The organism is Paenarthrobacter sp. NyZ202 (assembly GCF_049860755.1).
In the GTDB taxonomy this organism is placed as follows: Bacteria; Actinomycetota; Actinomycetes; order Actinomycetales; family Micrococcaceae; genus Arthrobacter.
Genome location: NZ_CP187556.1, coordinates 2834805 through 2855047, shown reverse-complemented (window position 1 = coordinate 2855047; position 20243 = coordinate 2834805). Strand labels below are relative to the sequence as shown.

The window sequence follows — 20243 nt, the reverse complement described above, 5'->3', positions numbered from 1 at the left end:
GTACCGGCGATGCGGTTGACCGCCAGGCATCTTCGGGCCACTCCGCTGACGACCGCCGTGCTGATCCTGTTTGCTGCAGTTTCGATAGTGTCCGGCAGCTTCCTCTCCGGTCCGCCGGAGGCATGGCTACCGGTGGCGGGTGTCTCCCTGTCGGGATTGCGCTCGGGTCAGTGGTGGTCGCTGTGGACCTCGCTCTTCTTCACAACCAATGCGTTGGCCTTTGCCACGGCTGTCCTGATGATCCTGTTCCTCCTGGGGATTGCCGAACGGTATCTGGGTTTCCTGCGGACAGCCGTGATGTTCTTCGGTTCGCAGTTCGCCTGCGTTGCAGCTTTCCTGACGGTTACCCAAGTGGCACGCGTCGCAGATGACGGCTGGTTGTCGAGGATGGTGGACCAGCGCCTGATCGGACCCTATGGTGCGTTGATAGCCACGGCGTTGGCGGCCAGTGCCCTGATGCCCACCCTGTGGCAGCGCCGGTTGCGGACGGTCGCCTTGTCCGTGGCCATTCTCCTTGTCCTGTACATCGGCCATGCCGAAACGGTGGTGGGGCTGTTGGGCGCCCTGATCGGGCTTGGTGCCGGCTGGTGGATGCAGAGTACCCACGGGCACCTGCACCTTCACCGCTCCACGGGCAGGGAAGTGCGCAATCTGCTGGCGCTGACCATGGCGATCTTTGCCGTGGGGCCGATCCTCACGGCCGCAGCAAAGAGTCCCTCGGGTCCCTTGGCCCTGCTGCGTGATGTCATCCTCAACCCCCTGCCAACGCTGAGCCAATTGGAAGAGAGCTGCGGCGGAACCATCGATGTGGCCTGCCTGGACCTGGGCCGGCAGGGTTACACAGGTCCCTTGGGCCTTGCCTTGGCGGTGGTCCCGGTGGTCCTCCTGCTGATCTGTGCGGACGGCATGCGGCGTGGCCGGCGCTTGGCGCTGGGCATTGCCATTGCCGTGCAGTTGGTGGTGGTCGGCCTGTCGGCGGTGTACCTGGGGCTCTTCGCCCGCATGCCGCTCCCGGTTGTCCGTCCCCATGGCAGCACGCTGGGCTCCGCAGTTGCCCACGTTATTCCGTTGGTGCTCGTACCACTGGCTTTGGCGGTGCTGTTGTTTGCCTACCGTGGTCATTTCCGTGTGCGGTCATCAGGCGCACTCACCCGCAGGGTCTTCTGGCTGGTGGGCTTAACCGGCGGCGGACTGGCGCTGTTGTACTCCGTTGCGTGGTTCGCGGCCGGCGGCATGACGCGCGACGGCGGCCTGCTGGGCCTGGGTGCCGAACTCGCCCGGCAGTACCTGCCTGTTCCACTTCCTGGGGTTTACCGCAAGGTTTTCGCTGAGCGTGGTGCCTTGGAAGTCTTTCTGTTCTCCTATTCAGGAACGTTCTTTTGGCTGGTGGCGCTGCTGGGGGTATGGATCCTCCTGCTCCGCGGGAACCATGCCGGGGGATTGGACCACGAGGGGCGGGACCACGCCCGCGCGCTGGTGAAGAAGGGCGGGGACTCCCTGTCCTGGATGGCGCTTTGGGAACCCAACAAGTACTGGTTCAACCAGCAGGGGACAGGGTGCGTTGCATACCAGCAGCACGGCCACGTGGCCTTGACGCTGGCCGGACCGCTGGGGAATCCCGCGCACCGTGCCGTGACGATCCAAGGCTTCCTCGAATACTGCTCCCAGCATGCGCTGGTGCCATGCCTCTATTCGTGCACCGACGAGTTGTGGCCCCTGCTCAAGGGACGGGGTTTCCGCCGCGTGCCCGTGGCCCAGGAGACACGGTTGATGGTCAAGGGGCTGGAATTCCGCGGCAAGGAGTGGCAAAACGTCCGGACTGCCCTCAACCGTGCAGGCAAGATGGGGATCGCTCCGGTGTGGGGCCGGTATGGTGAACTTTCGCACAGCATCCGGACACAGATTACAGAGGTGTCCGAAGAGTGGGCCGCACAGAAACGTGTCCCCGAGATGGGCTTTACCCTCGGTGGCCTGGACGAACTGGACGATCCCGATGTCCTGGTCTGCGCCGCCGTGGATGAAGAGGGACTGGTGTACGGCGTCACCAGCTGGCTGCCCGTCTACAGCAATGGCGAGGTTGTGAGCTGGACCTTGGATTTCATGCGGCGACGGGGTGACGGCTTCCCCGGGGTCATGGAATTCCTGATTGCCTCTGCGATTCTCCATCTGCGGACATCGGTGGAGGTCATTTCCCTCTCAGGCTCGCCCCTGGCCCGGGACCAGGAGGACGGCGACCAGCGGCCGGAGGGTTTGGCGGGGATTCTGGACGTCGTGGGACAGGCATTGGAACCCGTTTATGGCTTCCGGTCCCTGGCGTCCTTCAAATCACGCTTCAAGCCCGACTACCGGACCTTGTACATGTATTACCAGGATCCCCTTGACCTTCCGGCAATGGGCCGCGCATTGACCCGGGCGTACCTCCCGGGTTTGTCCGTGCGACATTCGGCCCGGCTCCTCCGGAGCTTGGTTGGTTGATTTATCAACCCATATTAAGAATGCCGATAATACGTATTTCTTCACTGTTTGTAACAGGGTTGTCGAAATATCAGACAAATCAGGCATTGCTGCTTAAAGAGTGATGGCCCGGGCGTAAGCCGGGGCCATCACTGGATGCGAAACCGGATGCGGTTTCAGCGGGTCATGCTAGACGACGGTAACGCCGGTTGCCTGGGGGCCCTTGGCACCCTGGCCGATCTCGAACTGAACACGCTGGTTCTCGTCGAGGGTCTTGAAGCCACCGGTCTGGATCTCGGAGTAGTGGACGAACACGTCCCCATCCGAGTCGTCCGGGGTGATGAAGCCGAAGCCCTTTTCAGCGTTGAACCACTTGACGGTTCCCAGTGCCATGTATTTCTCCTCATTACGAAACAGCAGTCCGATACACCTCGTACCGGCCTTGTTACTTCGCGAGAAGTTCCGGATTCCTGCCGGGGGGCGCCCGGTTGGTTTCGCAGGAGCTTCACGCTCGCAACTCGTCTTGCGAGCATGAAAACCACCTACACAAAGACTGCTACAACACTTTCATGCGGCGTGCCGCAGGTCAACGGTCTTTTAGGCAATTCGGGAAAATTTTCGGTAAAAAGAAGGTAACGTGCTGCCGGTAATTCACAAACACGCTATTGCGCCTGGTGCAGCCACTCTCCGTTGCGCATCACAGAAGTCAGGCCCAGCTCCTGGTCAGTGATGACGACGTCGGCGCGCAGCCCCCGCCGCAGGCCGCCCACCTCGTCCGAGAGGCCAAGGACAGCCGCCGGGACCGCCGTGGCGGAGCAGATGGCATCCGGGAGTGCCACCCCCGCTGCGACGGTTTTGCGGACCACCTCCAGCAGCGTTGCCGTGCCGCCCGCGATGGACCCCGTGGCATCCAGCGTTGCAACGCCATTGCTGACCGTGACGGGGGAGGGGCCGAGCATGTAGTTGCCGTCCGACAAGCCGGCTGCCGCCATGGAGTCCGTCACGAGCACGATGTTGTTGGCGCCCACCAGTTGGAAAACAGTGGCAACGGTGCTGGGATCCAGATGGGTGTCGTCGGCGATGAGTTCCACCACGGCCTTTCCTTCCTGTGCCGTGCGCAGGCAAGCCGCCACAGGCCCCGGAGCCCGATGGTGCATCGGCGGCATCCCATTGAACAGGTGCGTGACGGTCGGAAGCGAGCTCACGCCGTCGAACCCTGCAGACTCAAGGCCCTCGCGGGCTGCGGCCAGGGACGCGGCCGCAGTGGCGTCGTCGCAGTCCGTGTGGCCCAGGGACGGCGTCACTCCGTGCGACGTCATGAGGTCCACCAGGGCCGAGGCTCCGGGGAGCTCCGGTGCGTAGGTCATGGTGGCGAGCTTCCCGGCAGCAGCTGCGACAAGTTCGTTCATGAGATCGAGGTCCGGCTCGAGCAGGAAGTCGGGATTCTGTGCACCACACCTGGCATGCGAGAGGAACGGACCCTCAAGATGGATACCGGCCACCAGCCCTTCGTCCGCCAGCTTCACGAAGAGCCCGATCCCCCGCAGGAGGTCCTCGCGCGAGGCCGTGACCATGCTGGCCAGGAAGGACGTGGTTCCGGAACGGTGCAGGAAGTCCGCAGCCTTCCGCGCAGACGACTCGTCCCCGCCCGGAAAATCGCCGCCGTTTCCACCATGGCAGTGCACGTCCACCAGGCCCGGCAGGAGGTAGCTGCCGCTGGGAACACCCAGGCGGACGGCGCTGCCGAAACCTTCGAAGGCTTCGGGATCGAAGTCCCTTGCCGGGCCGGCAAAGGCGATCCGGTCACCTTCGATGGCCAGGAGGCCGTCCTCCGTCACCACCCCGTCACTGATAAGTGTTCCGGTCAGGATTTGGTGGCTGGGCGCGGAAGAGGACACAAATCGGTCTGCGGCAGTCATGACTGTGATTCTAGTGGCCTGTGGCACAACGCCCGAAGGGCGGAATCAGAACAAGCGGGACTCGCTGTCATCCACGCCCCGCATCGCGTCATAATCCAGCGTGACGCAATCGATGCCCCGGTCGTTGGCCAGCACCTTGGCCTGGGGCTTGATCTGCTGGGCCGCGAAGATCCCGCGAACGGGTGCCAGCAGGGGATCACGGTTGAGCAGCTCCAGGTACCTGGTGAGCTGTTCCACGCCGTCAATGTCGCCGCGGCGCTTGAGTTCGATCGCCACCGTGGTGCCGTGGGCGTCGCGGGCCAGGATGTCCACCGGTCCAATGGCGGTGAAGTACTCCCGGCGGATCAGGGAGTATCCGGTGCCCAGGGTCTCAATTTGCTCGGCCAGCAGACGCTGCAGGTCGGCTTCCACGCCGTCCTTGATGAGCCCGGGGTCTGTGCCGAGTTCATGGGAAGTGTCGTGCAGCGATTCGTAGATGTTGATGATGAGCCGGTCATCCGTCTTGGCGGACTGGACCGTCCACTGTTCCACCACGCCCTCTTCCACCTCTGTTTCCTCAGGGGTGGTGACGCGCAGTGTGGCGGGCGGGCTCATCCAGTTAAGCGGCTTGTATGACCCGCCGTCCGAGTGCACCAGCACCGATCCGTCCGCCTTGACCAGCAGGAGCCTGGTAGCGAGGGGCAGGTGGGCCTTGAGGCGGCCAACATAATCAACAGAACAACGGGCTATGACAAGTCGCACCCGCCCCACATTACCGCTTGGCGGTGGTGGGCTGGGGCAGAATGGAGGTATGCCCCGCTCCAACCGCCCCCGCCGCAGCCCCTCCAGCGCGCGGTCCGGCAAGTCCGCGGGCAAGTGGACGGACCCGGTTCCGGAGCTGGACCTGGAGCGTGCCAGGGCGGGGATTGCCCGGCGCGAAAGCGCGCCTGACGGGGACTGGATGGTGCGCACCATGACGGCCCGCCAGGCGGAAAAACAGTACATCTGCCCGGGTTGTTCCACTGCGATCATGCCGGGCATTGCGCATCTGGTGGTGTGGAACGACAGCCACCTGTTCGGCCAGGCTGCGGGGTTGGCAGAGCGGCGGCACTGGCACACCAACTGCTGGACGTCCCGGACCTACCGCTACCGCTGATTCGCTTAGGCTTGGGTGCATGAATTTCGACCCTGCCTCCTTTGTTTTCACCCAGCCGGATGTCCCCGCGGAGATCAGGGCATCCACCGTGCTGCCGGCACGCCGCGAAAACATCGAGTTCACCACCGAAGACGGCAAGGTCCTTGTGGGGGAGTTGGCAGTGCCTGAGTCGGGAGACATCGCGGCGACGCTGATCACCCTCCATCCGCTGCCGACCCACGGCGGCTTCATGGACTCGCATGTGTACCGCAAGGCGTCCTACCGCCTGCCTGCCCTGGCCGGGGTTGCAGTACTGAGATTCAATACGCGCGGTACCCACTCGCCCCGGGGAACCAGCCAGGGGGTGTTCGAAGAAGGCGTGGGAGAACGGTACGACGTTGAAGCGGCAGTCCGCTTCGCCGTCGACCGCGGGCTGCCCAACCGCTGGTTGGTGGGATGGTCATTCGGCACCGAACTGGCCCTCATGTACGGCGCAACGGAGCCGGTGGCGCCGGCGGTCGAAGGCGCCGTCCTGTTGTCACCGCCGCTGCACCGCGCAACCGATGTGCACCTGAAAGAGTGGGCGGCGTCAGGCAAGCCGCTCACGGTCCTGGTGCCGGAGCATGACGACTACCTGCAGCCTGCCGAAGCAGCCCGGCGTTTCAGCCTCGTACCCCAGGCCCGGCTTGTCGGCGTCGACGGCGCCAAGCATCTTTGGGTGGGCGAGAAGTACGCGGCGCGCGTCCTGGATGAGATCGTCGACGACGTCACTGAGGCGGGCGCGGGCGTGGACGGCCTGCCGCGGGTCTGGGCGGGGCCGGTAGCGGGAGCTTAGTGCCGGTCCTGCCGCGCGATGAAGACTTCCTTGATGAGCAGCATGATCGCAGCTGCCGTGGGAATGGCGATCAACGCGCCAAGCACGCCCAGCAGGCTGCCTCCTGCGATCACCGAGATCACGGCGACAGCTCCCGGCACAGCCACGGCGCGTTGCATGATGCGCGGTGAAATGAAGTAGGCCTCGAACTGGAGGTAGGCGAAGTAGGCGATCGCGTAAATGACCGCGGTCTGCCAGCCTGCGGTCAGTGCCACCAGGATGACCACGACCCCGGCGATCAAGCCGCCCACGAGCGGAATAAACGCCAGCAGTGCCACGACGAAGGCCAGCAGCACGCTGAAAGGTATGCCGAGGATGCTCATGACGATGAACGCGAAGAAAGCATTGAGCAGGGCAACGCAGGCCTGCCCGATCACATAGTTGCCAACCGAGTCCGTGATGGCCTCGGACAGGGCTTCCACCCGTGGCCGGCGTGAGCGCGGTGCCAGCCTGTACGCCCACTTCTTCATGGATGGCAGCGCGGCAAGGAAGTACAGGCTCAACACCAGGACGATCAGCGTGCCGAACAGGCCGTTGGCGACGGTGGAACCGAAACCCACCACGCCGCCGAAGATGCCGCCCATGGCTTCGGGGTCCTTGACGAATTTGTCCAGTTCAGTGGTGATGCGGTCGCGGACGCCGAACTGGGAGTCCACAGTCCGGAAGAAGTCGGAGTCGAGGAAGCTGCGGATCCAATCAGGGGCCTGCCGGACGATTTCCGAGACCTGCTCCACGATCGTGGGAATAAGCGTTGCGAAGAACCCGGCCACGGCCAGGACCAGGACTGTCAGCGAGATCAGGATGCCTGCAGGGCGGGGGAACTTCCGCGTTTCCAACCACCGGACCACGGGGTCCAGGCCCAGGGCGATGAACAAGGCGGCGACGATCCACAAGAGCAGCTGGGTGGTGTTGCTGGCGATATAGAACACCAGCAGGGCAACGCCCACCCCGGCAGTGCCCATAAAGCCCACATACAGCGGATGCTGGGAGGACATCCGCGGCCCGGGGGCTCCGAAGCCGTGGTCGTCGTCCGTGCCGATTGCCTCCAGGGAGGTGCCGGCCTCTTCTTCAGGGGGCATTTCGAAGCGGACCCTGGTCCTGGCACCGGGAATGGGTTGCCGGAGACGGCGGGCCAAGGCAGCCATGCGGCCGGTGCGGACCGGGACCGTTGCGGAGGTCCCGTCCACGGGCGCATTCTCCGCGGTTGATCCCGGCTCTTCGACGGGTTGGGACTCCATGTGGTCTTTCACGCGGTTATGCTGCCTTTTCTACGCGGATGCTTGCCGATATTGGCGGTTGCTTGCCCCGATATCATGATCATCGCCACACTATCAGGAGCCCGTAATCGCCCTCTGTCGGCGCCATTACGGGGTTTTCGGCGTGTCCGTGCTTTTCCGCCGATCTGACTCTTTGATAACAAAACGGTTACCCTTGAAGTTCAACGACCGCTGATGATAGGTGATTCTGTGCGTTTGAAGACTGCAGCCTTGCTGGTGCTGCTGGGCCTGCTGACGATGCTGGCCGGCATTGGCCAGCTGACCTTCTGGGCTCCCGCTGAGACTGTAACGGCCTCTACGCCCGGTGACACCAAGGCGTCCCCGCTGACGGTGATCGACCAGGAGCTGATTGCCCGGCATGACGGGCCGGTAAAGATCAAGATCCAGGGCGAAGGCAATTTCATTGTTGCCACCGGCCGTCCCGGTGATGTGGACGCCTGGGTAGGCAACACTGCCCACACCACCGTCAAGGGCGTGTCCGAAGACCAGAAGTCCCTGGAAGTGGAGTCTGCTGACGGTGAACCGACGGCACCGTCGCCGGTTGGCTCCGACCTTTGGGTCAACACGGAGGACGCCAGCGGCGAGCTTGACTACACATGGAACCCACCTGCCGAGGGCGAGTGGTCCCTGCTGGTGGCCAGCGACGGAACCCAGCCCGCGCCGTCGTCGATTTCCATGACGTTCCCCAACAACGCAACCACCCCCTGGGCCGTGCCCCTGATCGTGCTCGGCATCATCATCATCCTGGTAGGCGCTGCCCTTCCGTTCGTCGCCAAGGCGATCAGCAACCGCCGGCATGACGATGACACGCACGGCGGCGGCGAGGGACAGACTACGGCGCTGCCAGTGACCCCGGCCGACGACGCCGCCAAGCGCCGCGGTGCAGGTGCCGAAGGTTCCACGCTCCGGATCAGTGCCGTAGCAGCGGCGACTGTTGCGGTCCTCGTGGGCGGTACCGCGGTGGCGGCCCACGCGACCACTACCCCCAGCCCATCTGCCTCGGCGAGTGCCGGGGACGACGCTGCCCGTCCGGTCATGCTCGAATCGCAGCTGCAGCGCATCCTTGAGCAGGTGGCCAGCACCGTTGACGCCGCCGATGCCGCCAAGGACGCAGCCAAGCTTGCACCCCGCGTGGACAAGATGGAGCTTGAGGTCCGGACGCAGAACTACAAGATCCGTTCGGCTGTTTCGGCCTACGAGGCCCGCATGCCGGTACGTGCCACCAAGCTGCAGAGCAGCGTCATCAGCACCAAGACAGACTGGCCTCGCACGGTCTTCGCCCTCACGCAGGGTGACGGAAACGTCGTTCCGCAGGTTCTGACGCTGGTCCAGTTGTCGCCGCGCGAAAACTACAAGCTGTGGGGCACTGCTCCGCTGCAGCCGGGAACCAACTTCCCGTCCTTCCCGGTCCCGCGCGACGGAACCGCCCCGGTGTCGGCTGATGACAAGACCGGACTGGCCTACAGCGGCAACGAGGCACTGGGGATCCTCGGTGAAATGCTGACGACTCCCGATTCGCCCAACCGGAGCAAGCTGGCCGATGGCCAGTCGTCGCCCTACATTGCCGGTGCGCTGACTTACCAGGCAGACACGGTGAAGAACGGCACCAGCGCCAACTTCAAGTTCTCGCACACGCCCGTCAACAACCAGACAGTTGTCCTGCGCACAGCCGATGGCGGCGCCCTGGTGGTAGGACGCCTGAACTTCGCATTCGAAGGCACCCCGAAGGCCGCCGGTGACAAGCTGATCCTTGAAGACGACTCAGCGGTCTTTGCCGGTGGCAAGGAAACCACTACGGGCATGGTGCTCAACTTTGCAGAGTCGGTGGCCATCTACATTCCGCCGGCAGGTTCCAGTGATCCCATGAGGCTCGTGGCGGCCACGCGTGGACTGGTAGGGGCCAGCTTCAAGTAAGCCACGGCCTGTGCACGGCAGCGGCTAGAGTGGACGGTATGAGTTCGCCCGGATACCGACCCACTCCAGCCGCTGCCAGCCAGCTCAACCTTCGTGGCGCCGTCGACCTCTCGTCGCTGCGCCGTCCGGCCCCTGCCCAGCCGCCCACGCCGCAAGCCCCGGGTGATCCCGGCGCGCCCGCCGGCGGTGAGGCGCCAGGCGCCCCGCTCCGCGTGGATGCCACGGAAACCAACTTCCAGGACCTGGTGCAGTTGTCCGCCCAGATCCCCGTGCTGTTCCTGCTCTGGTCGCGCTACGCGGCTGAATCACCCGCCGTGCTCGATGCCGCAGAACGGGTAGTGAACAGCTATCACGGCCGGCTGGTGCTTGCGGCGGCAGATGTCGACGCTTTCCCGCAGCTCGCCCAGGCATTCCAGGTGCAGGCAGTCCCCACAGCCGTTGCAGTGGTCAAGGGCCAGCCCGTTCCGCTGTTCCAGGGCCCGGCTGACGACGAACAGATCCGCAGCCTTGTGGAAGAACTCCTGAAGGTCGCTGCCGCCAACGGCGTCACCGGAACCATCGGCGATGCTCCGCAGGAGGGCGAGGCCGGAACCGCACCGCTTCCCCCACTTCACCAGGCCGCCGTGGATGCCATCGAGGCAGGCGATTACGAGGCCGCAAAAGCCGCTTACAAGCAGGCCCTGCTTGAACAACCCGCCGATGCTGATGCCAAGGCCGGCCTGGCGCAGGTGGAGCTCATGGCCCGCCTGGAGAAGCTCACAGCACCGGAGGCGGAAAACCTGCGGACCATGGCGGCCGAGGAACCTGACAACCTCGACGCCCAGCTCATGGTGGCGGACCTTGATCTGTCCGGGGGGCACATCGAGGACGCTTTCCAGCGCATTATCTCCTTTATTGGCAGGAACTTCGGTCCCGAACGGGAGACTGCACGGGTACGGCTGCTGGAGCTTTTCGAGGTCGTGGGTACGACCGATGAAAGGGTGGCGAAGGCGCGGCAGGGGCTGGCGAGGGTCCTCTTCTAGTGCCGTCCGCCCTCTTTGCCCCGCTCCAGCTCCGTTCCCTTGCCATTGCGCACCGTGGCTGGGTTTCGCCCATGTGCCAGTACAGCTGCGGCCCGGAAACGGGAGAGGGGGTTCCCCATGACTGGCATCTCATGCATTTGGGTTCGTTCGCTGCAGGTGGTGCTGCCCTGATCCTCACCGAAGCCGCGGCGGTCAACGCCGCCGGGCGGATCAGTCCGAGGGATGCCGGGCTGTATTCGGATGCGCAGGCCGAGGCCTGGCAACGCATCGTCGGCTTCGTGCACAGCAACGGCGCCGTCGACTGCAGGATCGGTGTCCAGCTGGCGCATGCCGGCCGCAAGGCCTCCACGTACTGGCCGTTCGCCGAACGCTCCGGTTCGGTTCCGGAGTCCGACGGCGGTTGGCCCACCGTGGGTCCTTCCGCCGGGTCCTACGAGGGCTACGCAGCACCCGTGGCCATGACCGAAGCGGACATTCGTGGTGTGATCAGCGACTTTGCCGCCGCTGCCGCCCGCGCAGTGGAGGCCGGCTTCGACACCGTGGAAATCCATGGCGCCCACGGGTATCTGCTCCACCAGTTCCAGAGTCCCCTCATCAACACCCGGACGGATGACTGGGGCGGCAGTGAGGGCAACCGGAACAGGCTCATGCTGGAAGTCATTGACGCTGTCCGTGCTGCCATACCGGACTCCATGCCGCTGCTGCTGAGGATTTCGGCGTCGGACTGGGCAGAAGGGGGCGTGGACCTGGATGCCTCCGTCCGGCTCGCCAAGGAGGCCGCCGGGCGGGGCGTGGACCTGGTGGACGTATCAAGCGGAGGAGCAGTGGCCCACCAGTCGATCCGTCCCGCTCCCGGGTACCAGGCGGGCTTCGCGGAGACCGTCAAGCGTGAGGCCGGTGTTCCCACCGGGGCTGTTGGACTTCTGACTACTCCGGCGCAGGCTGAAGATATTGTGGCCAACGGCCGTGCAGATGCAGTCTTCATGGCCCGGGCAGCGTTGCGGGATCCCCATTGGTGGTTGCGGGCTGCCCACGAACTGGGACACGACATTCCCTGGGCTCCGCAGTACCAACGGGCCAAGCCACGCCATAGTTTTTAGGCCGCCCCCCGCGCGCCCGCAGCCCGGCTAGGCTGGTGCCATGACGGAACCAAGCCACGAGCCCGAGCCCGCCCAACCGCCCACCGGCCCCGCATCCTACGTCCCCCAGGACGGCTCCCTTGCCGGGCCCGCGGCTCTTTCGATCAGGGGCCTGGCCAAGAGGTTTGGGCAGAAGATCGCCGTCGATGGCGTCAGCCTCGAGGTACCGGCCGGTTCTTTCTACGGCATGGTGGGTCCCAACGGCGCAGGCAAGACCACCACGCTGTCCATGGCCACCGGCCTGCTGCGGCCCGACTTCGGAACGGCGCTGGTTCACGGTGTGGACGTCTGGCGCGAACCTCTCGCCGCCAAGAAGCTCATGGGTGTGCTGCCGGACGGCGTACGCCTGTTCGACCGGCTGACGGGCGAGCAACTCATCACGTATTCGGGGCTCCTGCGCGGCATGGAGCGCGACGTCGTCGCCTCACGGGTGGGCGAACTCCTGGCTGCCTTGGACCTTGAAGCCGATGCGGGCTCGCTGGTGGTCGACTATTCGGCGGGCATGACCAAGAAGATCGCTTTGGCCTCGGCCCTGATCCATGCGCCACGGCTCCTTGTCCTGGATGAGCCGTTCGAGTCGGTGGATCCGGTCTCTGCTGCCAACATCCGCGGCATCCTCGAGAGCTATGTGGCATCCGGTGGCACGGTCATCGTCTCAAGCCACGTCATGGACCTGGTCCAGCGCATGTGCAGCCACGTGGCCGTGGTGGCCGCCGGGCGGGTTTTGGCGGCAGGTACTGTCGAGGAGGTCCGCGGCGGTTCGACCCTGGAGGAACGCTTTGTCCAGCTGGTAGGCGGGGGACACCGGACGGAAGGACTGGAATGGTTGCGCACCTTCTGAGCCTGAAGTGGCGTCTCCTGCTGAATGGCTTCAAACGGAGCCCGTTGCAGTTGATCGGCATAGGGCTGGGCCTCCTGTATGCCCTGGGCATGCTGTCCCTTGTCATCGGCGGCCTGGTGGCACTGCGTTGGGCTGATGCCGGCGTTGCCCAGACCGTCGTGGTGCTCGGCGGTGCCGCGACTGTGCTGGGTTGGGCCATTATCCCGCTCGTCGCCTCAGCTGCGGACATGACCCTTGATCCTTCCCGTTTCACCGGGTTTGCCGTGCCGCCCCGGCAGCTCCTGGCGGGCCTGGCACTGTCCGGCTTCATCGGCGTCCCCGGAATCGCCACGTTGCTCGCAGCCTTGGGTACTGCAGGCACCTGGTGGCGAAGCGTCCCTGCCGTGGCAGGAGCATTGCTTGGCGGGCTGCTGGGTGCCCTGACATGTGTAGTCCTGTCCAAAGTCGTCACCACGGCCACTGCCGGGCTGGCTTCGTCACGGCGCTTCAAGGATGTCAGCAGCATCGTGGTATTCATCCCGCTGATGCTCATGGGACCGATCATGGTGGGGATCATTGACGGCGTGCGGGGCAGCGCCGATTACTTGCCCGTGCTCGCGCGGACAGTCGCATGGACGCCGCTTGGTGCCGCCTGGTCCCTCGGCGGCTCGCTGGATGCCGGGGATTACGCGGGCGCGGGGCTTAAGGCGCTTATTGCCGCCGGCACCATCGCGGTCCTTCTCTGGTGCTGGCACCTGCTCCTGCAGCGTGCCCTGGTCACTCCGCCCTACTCCGGAGGCTCTTCGAAGAGGGGTGGGAAACCCGGCCTCTTCGGCGTTTTGCCTGCTACTCCGGCAGGCGCGGTGGCCGCACGGGCATTGATTTATTGGCTGAAGGATCCCCGCTATGCCGGGTCCCTGGTAGTGGTCCCGCTGTTGCCGGTGATCTTTTTCTTCGCAGGATCGCAGGAAGGCAGCTACGGCACCCTGATGATCCTGGGGCCCCTGACGGCGTTCATCATGGCCTGGGCCATTTGCGCCGACGTTTCCTACGACAACACCGCTTTTGCCCTCCACCTGGCAGCCGGAGTGCGCGGTATCGATGACAGGCTGGGCAGGGCCTTGGCATGCCTGGCTATATCGTTGCCGGTTGTTGTGGTCTTCACTGTGGGCCCGCTGTTCGTCACCGGTTCCTGGGAGTGGCTGCCGAACCTGCTCGGCTTGTCACTGGGAACGCTCTTTACTGGACTGGGGTTGTCCTCGGTGCTCTCGGCACGCTACAACATAGCTGTTCCCCTGCCGGGGGACAGCCCGTTCAAGAAGCCTCCGGGGAACGTGGCCCAGACGCTGGCGGTGCAGGCCATAGGCATGGGCGTGCTGACGGTCCTGCTGATACCGGAGCTGGCTTTCGTGGCAGTGCAGCTCTTTGCCGGCAGCCCGGAAGCCGGCTGGATCAACCTGGTGGTGGGGCCGGTGCTGGGCACCGTGCTGTTCGTTGCAGGAGTTCGCCTGGGCGGAAAATGGCTGGATGCGCGTGGGCCGGAAATGTTCGCGCAGCTCAGCGTGAACCGCTGAATCCGTAACAATAGTGCATAGGTCGGACATGGGATAACCTCGCACTGAGCTCATTTTTACTAGGAAGGCCGTAGACGATGGAAGTTGTTATTCTCCCCGGTACCAAGCAGATCGGGGCCCTGGCGGCCGATGCCATCGAGGCCTTGGTCCGTCGAAAGCCCAACGCCGTGCTGGGCCTTGCCACGGGCTCTTCCCCCCTCCCCATCTACGATGAGTTGGCTCGACGGTACGAGGCCGGCGGCCTGGACTTCAGCCAGGCGCATGGCTTTGCGCTGGATGAATATGTTGGCCTGGAAACAGGGCATCCGGAGTCCTACCGTGAGGTCATTCGGCGTGAGTTCACCAACCGAGTCAACATCAAGCCGGAAAACGTCCACGGCCCCGATGGTGCAGCCGAGGATCTCGAAGCGGCATGCCAGGCGTACGAGGACGCAATAAAGGCCGTCGGCGGCGTGGACCTGCAGATTCTGGGTGTTGGTACGGACGGGCACATCGGCTTCAACGAGCCCGGTTCTTCGCTGGCATCGCGGACGCGCATCAAGACCCTGATCGAGCAGACGCGCAAGGACAACGCCCGTTTCTTCGACTCCATTGACGATGTGCCCCACCATGTCGTCACGCAGGGGCTGGGCACCATCATGGATGCCCGGCACGTGATCCTGGTAGCGACGGGAGCTCAGAAGGCCCAGGCTGTCAGGGATTTCGTCGAAGGTCCGGTCGCGGCAATCTGTGCCGCTTCCATCCTGCAGATGCACCCGCACGCGACGATTCTGGTGGACGAAGCCGCCGCATCCTCGCTCAAGCTGGCCGATTACTACCGCCACACCTACGACAACAAGCCGGAGTGGCAGGGGCTGTAGACGGTAGGATGGATGCCATGACTACGCTTCCTCCGGATCCATTCGAGAACGACCCCATGCGCGAGCTTTCCGGAGCCGGAACGTCCACCGCCACCATTGAGCGCGAAGAGACGCGCCAGGAAGTGGAGCCCGGCGACCGTGAGCGCTTTGCGCACTACGTGCGCAAGGAAAAGATCATGGAGTCGGCCATGACCGGCGAGCCTGTGATTGCGCTCTGCGGCAAGGTCTGGACCCCGGGGCGGGATCCCAAGAAATTCCCGGTCTGCCCGGAATGCAAGGAGATCTACGAAGGCCTCCGTCCCGGTGACGACGGCGGAAACAGCGGCCCGGGCAACTCCAAGTAGTGGGTGGGGAGAACAACAAGGTCCCCTCTGATTACCACCGCCCAGCGGTGCAATGCCGCGTGCCCGGGGTTCCGGGACGCGCCGGCGCTGCCATCAGGACGGGGGAGTCCGTATGACAGAAACACTTTTTGGTGGTCCATCCCTGCCCCCGGCGTACCCGGAGCGGGCAGCCTGGGGTACAGCTCCCAAGCTCCGCGCCTGGCAGCAGGAGGCCCTGGACCTTTACATGACGCGCAAGCCCAAGGACTTCCTGGCCGTTGCTACACCCGGCGCCGGAAAGACCACGTTTGCGCTGCGTATTGCCACCACGCTGCTGGATAGCGGAGTGGTCAACAGGGTCACGATCGTGGCACCCACTGACCACCTCAAGCGCCAATGGGCTGACGCGGCGGCCCGGGTTGGCATCGCCATCGACCCGAACTTCAAGAACTCGGACGGGCAGCACGGACGCGGATTTGTGGGCGTCGCCGTGACCTATGCGCAGGTGGCCAGCAAACCAATGCTGCACCGGGCCAAGACAGAGGCGGCCCGGACCCTGGTGATCCTCGATGAAATCCACCATGGCGGCGAGGCTTTGTCATGGGGCGACGGTCTTCGTGAAGCGTTCGATCCCGCCGCCAGACGGCTCGCCCTGACGGGAACGCCTTTCCGCTCGGACACCTCCCCGATCCCCTTCGTTGAATACGTCGAGGACCGGGACGGTATCCGCCGGTCCAAGGCCGATTACACCTACGGCTACGGCAACGCCCTGCGCGACCACGTGGTGAGGCCCGTGCTGTTCATGGCCTATTCGGGCCAGATGCGGTGGCGGACCAGCGCGGGCGATGAAATGGCGGCCTCGCTGGGTGAGGCAGCCGTTACGAAAGACATCACCTCCCAGGCGTGGCGCACGGCCCTGAACCCCGCGGGGGAGTGGATTCCCGCCGTCCTGGCGGCAGCCGACAAGCGCCTCAGCGAGGTCCGCCGGACCGTTCCCGACGCCGGAGGCCTGGTCATTGCCACGGACCACGAGGACGCACGCGCCTACGCCGGCCAGCTCAAGAAGATCACGGGGGAGTCCCCCACGGTCATCCTTTCCGACGACTCCAAGGCATCCAGCAAGATCGAGGAGTTCTCGGCGGGGGACAAGCGCTGGATGGTTGCCGTGCGCATGGTGTCCGAAGGGGTCGACGTTCCGCGGCTTTCGGTGGGCGTCTACGCCACGTCCACGTCCACGCCGTTGTTCTTCGCCCAGGCCGTGGGGCGTTTCGTGCGTGCGCGCAAAAGGGGAGAGACGGCGTCGGTGTTCCTGCCGTCCGTACCACCGCTCATGGTGCTGGCCAACACCATGGAGGCCGAGCGGGACCATGCGCTGGACCGTCCGGACAAGGACGACGACGGCCTCTTCAGCCCTGAGGAAAACCTCATGGCAGAGGCCAACCGGGAGGAAAAGGCCTCTGACGAACTGGCCAAGGGCAAGTTCGAAGCCCTGGACTCGCAGGCTTCGTTTGACCGGGTCCTTTTCGATGGCGGCGAGTTCGGTACGGGTGCCGATATCGGCTCGGATGACGAACTGGACTTCCTGGGCATCCCGGGGCTGCTGGATGCCGAGCAGGTGGGTACGCTGCTGCGCCAGCGCCAACGCGAGCAACAATCCCGCCGGAAGCGGCAGCCTCCTGCGTCGGAAGCGGCTCCGGCCGTTCCCGACCACCGCATGCTGATGGATTTGCGCAACGAACTGGCCAAGAACGTCTCGGCGTGGTCGGCCCGGACCGGAACGCCGCACGGGGTGGTGCACACCAAGCTGCGCGAGGTCTGTGGCGGACCTGCAGTGGCGCAGGCCAACGAAGAGCAACTGCAGGCGCGTTTGCGCAAGCTTCAGGACTGGTTCATCGGCCGCAAGTAGCAACCCGCCAACACCAACGATGAAGGGCGCCGCAACTGCGGCGCCCTTCATCGTTGTCCGGAAGTACTAGGAGCGCTCCACTTCGACGCCGGCCGCTTCCATCTCGTCAAAGGCGTCGTCAAGGTCATCGGCGATACCCGCCGTCAGCTCTGCGATGACGGTGGTGGTGTAGCCGGCCTGCACCGCATCAAGGGCTGTGGCCTTGACGCAGTAGTCCGTCGCGAGCCCTACAACCACTACTTCCTCGACGTCGTGGCTTTGCAGCCAGTCATCCAGCCCGATGGCGTCTTCATCGAGGACCTCCGCCATCGGGGCACCTGCTTTCAAGTCGCCGGACGGGACGTCGTCTTCGGGTGCCAGAACGCCCTCGAATCCGGAGTAGGCCGCGGTGTACTGGCCTTTGCGGAAGTAGGCCTGGATGTACTCGGGGTCAAGGACCTCGTGGAGTTCGGCACCCTTGGTCCGTGCGCGGCAGTGGGGCGGCCAGGAGTCCACCATGTCTGGTTCATCCGAGAAGTGGCTGCCGGGTTCGATGTGCCAGTCCTGCGTGGCTACGACGTGGTCGAAGTGCTGCTGGTTGGCGTCGAGGTATTCGCTGATGGCTCCGGCCACAGCGGCCCCGCCTTCCACGGCGAGGGTTCCGCCTTCGCAGAAATCATTCTGGACGTCGACGATGATCAGGGCCTTGGCCATCAGTTCTCCTCGTAGATGGTGGGGATGGCGGCCTCGCCGCGCTGGAGGCGGTTCACGACGGCGGGAAGTTCAGCCATGCTGGCAGCGTGCCGCTCCTTCGCCCTCACCACCCCTTCCGGGCCGGTCCAACCGGGAAGGAGTTCCCCGTTCTTGACGAACTGCTGCAGCAGGGGACGGTCATTGCCGTCGTCTTCGGGCCGGTGGCCGATGCCAACGATTTCCTGGGTGGCAATGCCCCGTTCGTTGAGCTTGCGCAACGCGTATTTGCGGCCACCGACGCTGACCTTGTTCTTGGCCGCCTTGGCCACGGAGATGAACTCGCCGTGGTCGTTGGTGCGGCTGACCAGCTTGTAGACCATGCTTGCCGTCGGCGCACCGGAGCCGGTGACCAGCGACGTACCCACACCGTAGGAATCCACCGGGGCCGACTGCAGGGCGGCGATGGCGAATTCGTCGAGGTCGGAGGTCACTACGATGCGCGTGTTGTGGTTGCCGAGGTCGTCCAGCAGTTGCCTGACCCACTGTGCCTGCGCCACGAGGTCGCCGGAGTCCAACCGGACGGCACCCAGCTTGTCACCGGCGAGTTCGACGGCGGTCCTCACCGCGGTCTCGACGTCATAAGTATCCACCAACAGGGAAGTACCCGGGCCGAAAGCAGCGATCTGCGCTTCGAATGCTTCGCGTTCGGTGTCGTGGAGGAGGGTGAAGGAGTGCGCTGCCGTGCCCACCGTCTTGATGCCGTACCGGCGTCCGGCTTCCAGGTTGGAGGTGCTGGCGAAGCCGGCAATCACCGCCGCCCGTGCTGCCGCCGTCGCCGATTCCTCCTGGGTGCGCCGGGAGCCCATCTCGATGCACGGACGGTTGCCGGCCGCCGTCGTCATCCGGGAGGCTGCAGAAGCAATGGCGCTGTCGTGGTTGAGGACGGAGAGGATGTAGGTCTCCAGGATGCAGGCTTCGGCAAAGGTGGATTCCACAATGAGGATGGGGGAGTTGGGGAAGTAGGCTTCGCCTTCGGCATAGCCCCAGATGTCGCCCGTGAACTTATAGTTGGCCAGAAAATCCAGGGTCTCCCGGTTGACCACCTTGTTGTGTTCAAGGAAGGCGAGCTCGGCATCGCCGAACCTGAAGTCGGCGATTCCCTCCAGGAGGCGGCCCGTGCCGCCCACCACGCCGTAGCGACGGCCGTCGGGCAGCCGGCGCGCGAACGCTTCGAAGACCGAACGGCGGTGCGCGGCGCCCGAATGCAGGGCGGCCTGGAGCATCGTCAGCTCGTAGTGGTCGGTGTATAAGGAAGTGGCGGGATGGTCCCATGACGTGGCTCTACTCACGAAATTCACTCTAGTGCGAGCCGCCATAGAATGGACAGATGAGCCCTAGCGTTGCGTTTGGTACGGACATCGATGAACGGACGGAAGCCGCCGAGCTGACCTCCACGGGTGTCCTGACCGCCCCGGACATCCCTTGGAACCTGGTGATCTGGAATGATCCCGTCAACCTCATGAGCTATGTCAGCTACGTGTTCCAAAGTTACTTCGGCTACTCCGAGTCCAAAGCGCACAAGCTCATGATGGAGGTCCACAAGAAAGGCCGGTCCATCGTGGCACACGGCAGCAAGGAACAAGTGGAGCAGCACGCGGTGGCCATGCACGGGTTTGGCCTGTGGGCCACCGTGGAAAAGGCGGCAAGCGGCAACGAAGCACCCGGAAAGGGCGGCCGCGGACGTGGCTAAGGCATTCAAATACGGACTCAAGGGCATCACCGGCTACCTCGAACCGGCAGAACGCGACCTCCTGCGGGGATTGGTGGCCGACGTCATCTCCATGCTGGAGGCTGATATCCGCGAGGACGAGGATCCGCTGGCGGCACTCATCGGCCTGGACATGGACGTCAAGCAGCCAACGGACCGCGCCCTCCTGCGGTTGCTGCCCAATGTCATGAAGAACGACGACGCCGCGTCCCTGGAGTTCCGTCAACTCACCGAGCGCTCCGTCAGGGAAAGCAAGATCGGCGCACTGCGCGCCACCGCCCTGGGCCTGGACAAGGACGATCTCCTCCTGACGCCTGAGGACGCCAAGCGGTGGTCCATGGCCCTCAACGATGTGCGCCTCGTGCTGGCCGAAAGGCTGGACATCCGCGACGAAGCCGACGCGGAGCACATCCACTCCATGCAGGACTGGAGCCAGGCCGAGGACGTGGAGAGCTACCTTGCCTTGGTGTACAACTTCACCACCTGGCTGCAGGAGTCGCTGGTGCAGTCGATGATGGCCGCCAGGCAGGCAAAATCCTGATCAGCGGGGCCTGCCGTGGTGCCCGGGTCTGTGACACATCAGACACGAGGCGGTGACCACAGGTAA

19 protein-coding genes are annotated in these 20243 nt (G+C 64.5%); 13 read left to right on the top strand and 6 right to left on the bottom strand.

Annotation, left to right across the window (positions count from 1 at the left end):
* The first annotated feature begins 9 nt into the window (after nt 1-9).
* Entirely contained in the window at nt 10-2475 is a 2466-nt protein-coding gene (locus ACPFL9_RS13240) for a phosphatidylglycerol lysyltransferase domain-containing protein (protein WP_426007569.1), read from the top strand.
* Nucleotides 2476-2643: 168 nt separating this feature from the next.
* Here ACPFL9_RS13240 and ACPFL9_RS13235 read toward each other — a convergent pair whose 3' ends face one another.
* The 3 genes from ACPFL9_RS13235 to nucS form a co-directional block, all read right to left on the bottom strand.
* Nucleotides 2644-2847, bottom strand: coding sequence for a cold-shock protein (locus ACPFL9_RS13235; RefSeq protein ID WP_018776337.1), 204 nt, complete (start codon nt 2845-2847; stop codon nt 2644-2646).
* 269 nt (nt 2848-3116) lie between these two features.
* Nucleotides 3117-4373, bottom strand: coding sequence for an N-acetylglucosamine-6-phosphate deacetylase (locus tag ACPFL9_RS13230; protein ID WP_426003207.1), 1257 nt, complete (start codon nt 4371-4373; stop codon nt 3117-3119).
* 45 nt (nt 4374-4418) lie between these two features.
* Nucleotides 4419-5114 (bottom strand): endonuclease NucS, encoded by a 696-nt coding sequence (gene nucS, locus ACPFL9_RS13225; RefSeq protein ID WP_426003205.1) that lies wholly within the window; start codon nt 5112-5114, stop codon nt 4419-4421.
* 49 nt (nt 5115-5163) lie between these two features.
* On the opposite strand from nucS, the gene ACPFL9_RS13220 reads away from it, so the two are divergent.
* A complete protein-coding gene (locus tag ACPFL9_RS13220) occupies nt 5164-5508 on the top strand; it encodes an ATP/GTP-binding protein (protein WP_426003204.1) in 345 nt (114 codons plus the stop codon).
* A gap of 19 nt (nt 5509-5527) precedes the next feature.
* Nucleotides 5528-6322, top strand: a complete 795-nt coding sequence (locus ACPFL9_RS13215; protein WP_426003203.1) for an alpha/beta hydrolase — start codon at nt 5528-5530, stop codon at nt 6320-6322.
* Here the strand turns inward: ACPFL9_RS13215 and ACPFL9_RS13210 are convergent.
* Nucleotides 6319-7611: an AI-2E family transporter gene (locus ACPFL9_RS13210; protein ID WP_426003202.1), complete on the bottom strand. Its 1293-nt coding sequence runs from the start codon at nt 7609-7611 to the stop codon at nt 6319-6321. The genes ACPFL9_RS13215 and ACPFL9_RS13210 overlap by 4 nt on opposite strands.
* 201 nt (nt 7612-7812) lie before the next feature.
* On the opposite strand from ACPFL9_RS13210, the gene ACPFL9_RS13205 reads away from it, so the two are divergent.
* The 8 genes from ACPFL9_RS13205 (at nt 7813) to ACPFL9_RS13170 (ending at nt 17196) form a co-directional block, all read left to right on the top strand.
* On the top strand, nt 7813-9552 hold the full coding sequence (locus tag ACPFL9_RS13205) for a hypothetical protein (protein ID WP_426003200.1): 1740 nt from the start codon (nt 7813-7815) through the stop codon (nt 9550-9552).
* 38 nt (nt 9553-9590) lie between these two features.
* Nucleotides 9591-10574, top strand: coding sequence for a tetratricopeptide repeat protein (locus ACPFL9_RS13200; RefSeq protein WP_426003198.1), 984 nt, complete (start codon nt 9591-9593; stop codon nt 10572-10574).
* Nucleotides 10574-11674: an NADH:flavin oxidoreductase/NADH oxidase gene (locus ACPFL9_RS13195; protein ID WP_426003197.1), complete on the top strand. Its 1101-nt coding sequence runs from the start codon at nt 10574-10576 to the stop codon at nt 11672-11674. The genes ACPFL9_RS13200 and ACPFL9_RS13195 overlap by 1 nt, the downstream gene beginning before the upstream one ends.
* Nucleotides 11675-11714: 40 nt before the next feature.
* Nucleotides 11715-12554, top strand: coding sequence for an ABC transporter ATP-binding protein (locus ACPFL9_RS13190; protein ID WP_426003195.1), 840 nt, complete (start codon nt 11715-11717; stop codon nt 12552-12554).
* Nucleotides 12536-14107, top strand: coding sequence for a transporter (locus ACPFL9_RS13185; RefSeq protein WP_426003194.1), 1572 nt, complete (start codon nt 12536-12538; stop codon nt 14105-14107). Before ACPFL9_RS13190 ends, ACPFL9_RS13185 begins: the two co-directional genes overlap by 19 nt.
* Before the next feature lie 77 nt (nt 14108-14184).
* On the top strand, nt 14185-14967 hold the full coding sequence (nagB, locus tag ACPFL9_RS13180) for a glucosamine-6-phosphate deaminase (protein WP_426003192.1): 783 nt from the start codon (nt 14185-14187) through the stop codon (nt 14965-14967).
* Between the two features lie 8 nt (nt 14968-14975).
* Nucleotides 14976-15311, top strand: coding sequence for a DUF3039 domain-containing protein (locus ACPFL9_RS13175; RefSeq protein ID WP_426003190.1), 336 nt, complete (start codon nt 14976-14978; stop codon nt 15309-15311).
* 112 nt (nt 15312-15423) lie between these two features.
* The gene (locus tag ACPFL9_RS13170; RefSeq protein ID WP_426003189.1) at nt 15424-17196 is read left to right on the top strand and encodes a DEAD/DEAH box helicase; all 1773 of its coding nucleotides are present in this window, start codon (nt 15424-15426) and stop codon (nt 17194-17196) included.
* Between the two features lie 66 nt (nt 17197-17262).
* Here the strand turns inward: ACPFL9_RS13170 and ACPFL9_RS13165 are convergent, their stop codons facing one another.
* Together ACPFL9_RS13165 and ACPFL9_RS13160 are read right to left on the bottom strand one after the other, a co-directional pair.
* Nucleotides 17263-17889, bottom strand: coding sequence for an isochorismatase family protein (locus tag ACPFL9_RS13165; protein WP_426003187.1), 627 nt, complete (start codon nt 17887-17889; stop codon nt 17263-17265).
* Nucleotides 17889-19151 carry a nicotinate phosphoribosyltransferase gene (locus ACPFL9_RS13160; protein ID WP_426007567.1) on the bottom strand — a complete coding sequence of 421 codons (1263 nt, stop codon included), beginning with the start codon at nt 19149-19151 and terminating at the stop codon, nt 17889-17891. The genes ACPFL9_RS13165 and ACPFL9_RS13160 overlap by 1 nt, the downstream gene beginning before the upstream one ends.
* Nucleotides 19152-19255: 104 nt before the next feature.
* On the opposite strand from ACPFL9_RS13160, the gene clpS reads away from it, so the two are divergent.
* Together clpS and ACPFL9_RS13150 are read left to right on the top strand one after the other, a co-directional pair.
* Entirely contained in the window at nt 19256-19618 is a 363-nt protein-coding gene (gene clpS, locus ACPFL9_RS13155; protein ID WP_426003185.1) for an ATP-dependent Clp protease adapter ClpS, read from the top strand.
* Nucleotides 19611-20177 carry a DUF2017 domain-containing protein gene (locus tag ACPFL9_RS13150; protein ID WP_426003184.1) on the top strand — a complete coding sequence of 189 codons (567 nt, stop codon included), beginning with the start codon at nt 19611-19613 and terminating at the stop codon, nt 20175-20177. The genes clpS and ACPFL9_RS13150 overlap by 8 nt, the downstream gene beginning before the upstream one ends.
* Nucleotides 20178-20243: the final 66 nt, after the last annotated feature.

Bases quoted from the DNA above. Each gene is read 5' to 3' on its own strand.
- ACPFL9_RS13215 (WP_426003203.1), top strand. From the start codon at position 5,528: ATGAATTTCGACCCTGCCTCCTTTGTTTTCACCCAGCCGGATGTCCCC.
- clpS (WP_426003185.1), top strand. From the start codon at position 19,256: ATGAGCCCTAGCGTTGCGTTTGGTACGGACATCGATGAACGGACGGAA.
- ACPFL9_RS13160 (WP_426007567.1), bottom strand. From the start codon at position 19,151: ATGCTCCAGGCCGCCCTGCATTCGGGCGCCGCGCACCGCCGTTCGGTC.
- ACPFL9_RS13205 (WP_426003200.1), top strand. From the start codon at position 7,813: ATGATAGGTGATTCTGTGCGTTTGAAGACTGCAGCCTTGCTGGTGCTG.
- ACPFL9_RS13240 (WP_426007569.1), top strand. From the start codon at position 10: ATGCGGTTGACCGCCAGGCATCTTCGGGCCACTCCGCTGACGACCGCC.
- ACPFL9_RS13190 (WP_426003195.1), top strand. From the start codon at position 11,715: ATGACGGAACCAAGCCACGAGCCCGAGCCCGCCCAACCGCCCACCGGC.
- nagB (WP_426003192.1), top strand. From the start codon at position 14,185: ATGGAAGTTGTTATTCTCCCCGGTACCAAGCAGATCGGGGCCCTGGCG.
- ACPFL9_RS13220 (WP_426003204.1), top strand. From the start codon at position 5,164: ATGCCCCGCTCCAACCGCCCCCGCCGCAGCCCCTCCAGCGCGCGGTCC.
- ACPFL9_RS13165 (WP_426003187.1), bottom strand. From the start codon at position 17,889: ATGGCCAAGGCCCTGATCATCGTCGACGTCCAGAATGATTTCTGCGAA.
- ACPFL9_RS13170 (WP_426003189.1), top strand. From the start codon at position 15,424: ATGACAGAAACACTTTTTGGTGGTCCATCCCTGCCCCCGGCGTACCCG.
- ACPFL9_RS13175 (WP_426003190.1), top strand. From the start codon at position 14,976: ATGGATGCCATGACTACGCTTCCTCCGGATCCATTCGAGAACGACCCC.
- ACPFL9_RS13200 (WP_426003198.1), top strand. From the start codon at position 9,591: ATGAGTTCGCCCGGATACCGACCCACTCCAGCCGCTGCCAGCCAGCTC.
- ACPFL9_RS13230 (WP_426003207.1), bottom strand. From the start codon at position 4,373: ATGACTGCCGCAGACCGATTTGTGTCCTCTTCCGCGCCCAGCCACCAA.
- ACPFL9_RS13235 (WP_018776337.1), bottom strand. From the start codon at position 2,847: ATGGCACTGGGAACCGTCAAGTGGTTCAACGCTGAAAAGGGCTTCGGC.
- ACPFL9_RS13185 (WP_426003194.1), top strand. From the start codon at position 12,536: ATGGTTGCGCACCTTCTGAGCCTGAAGTGGCGTCTCCTGCTGAATGGC.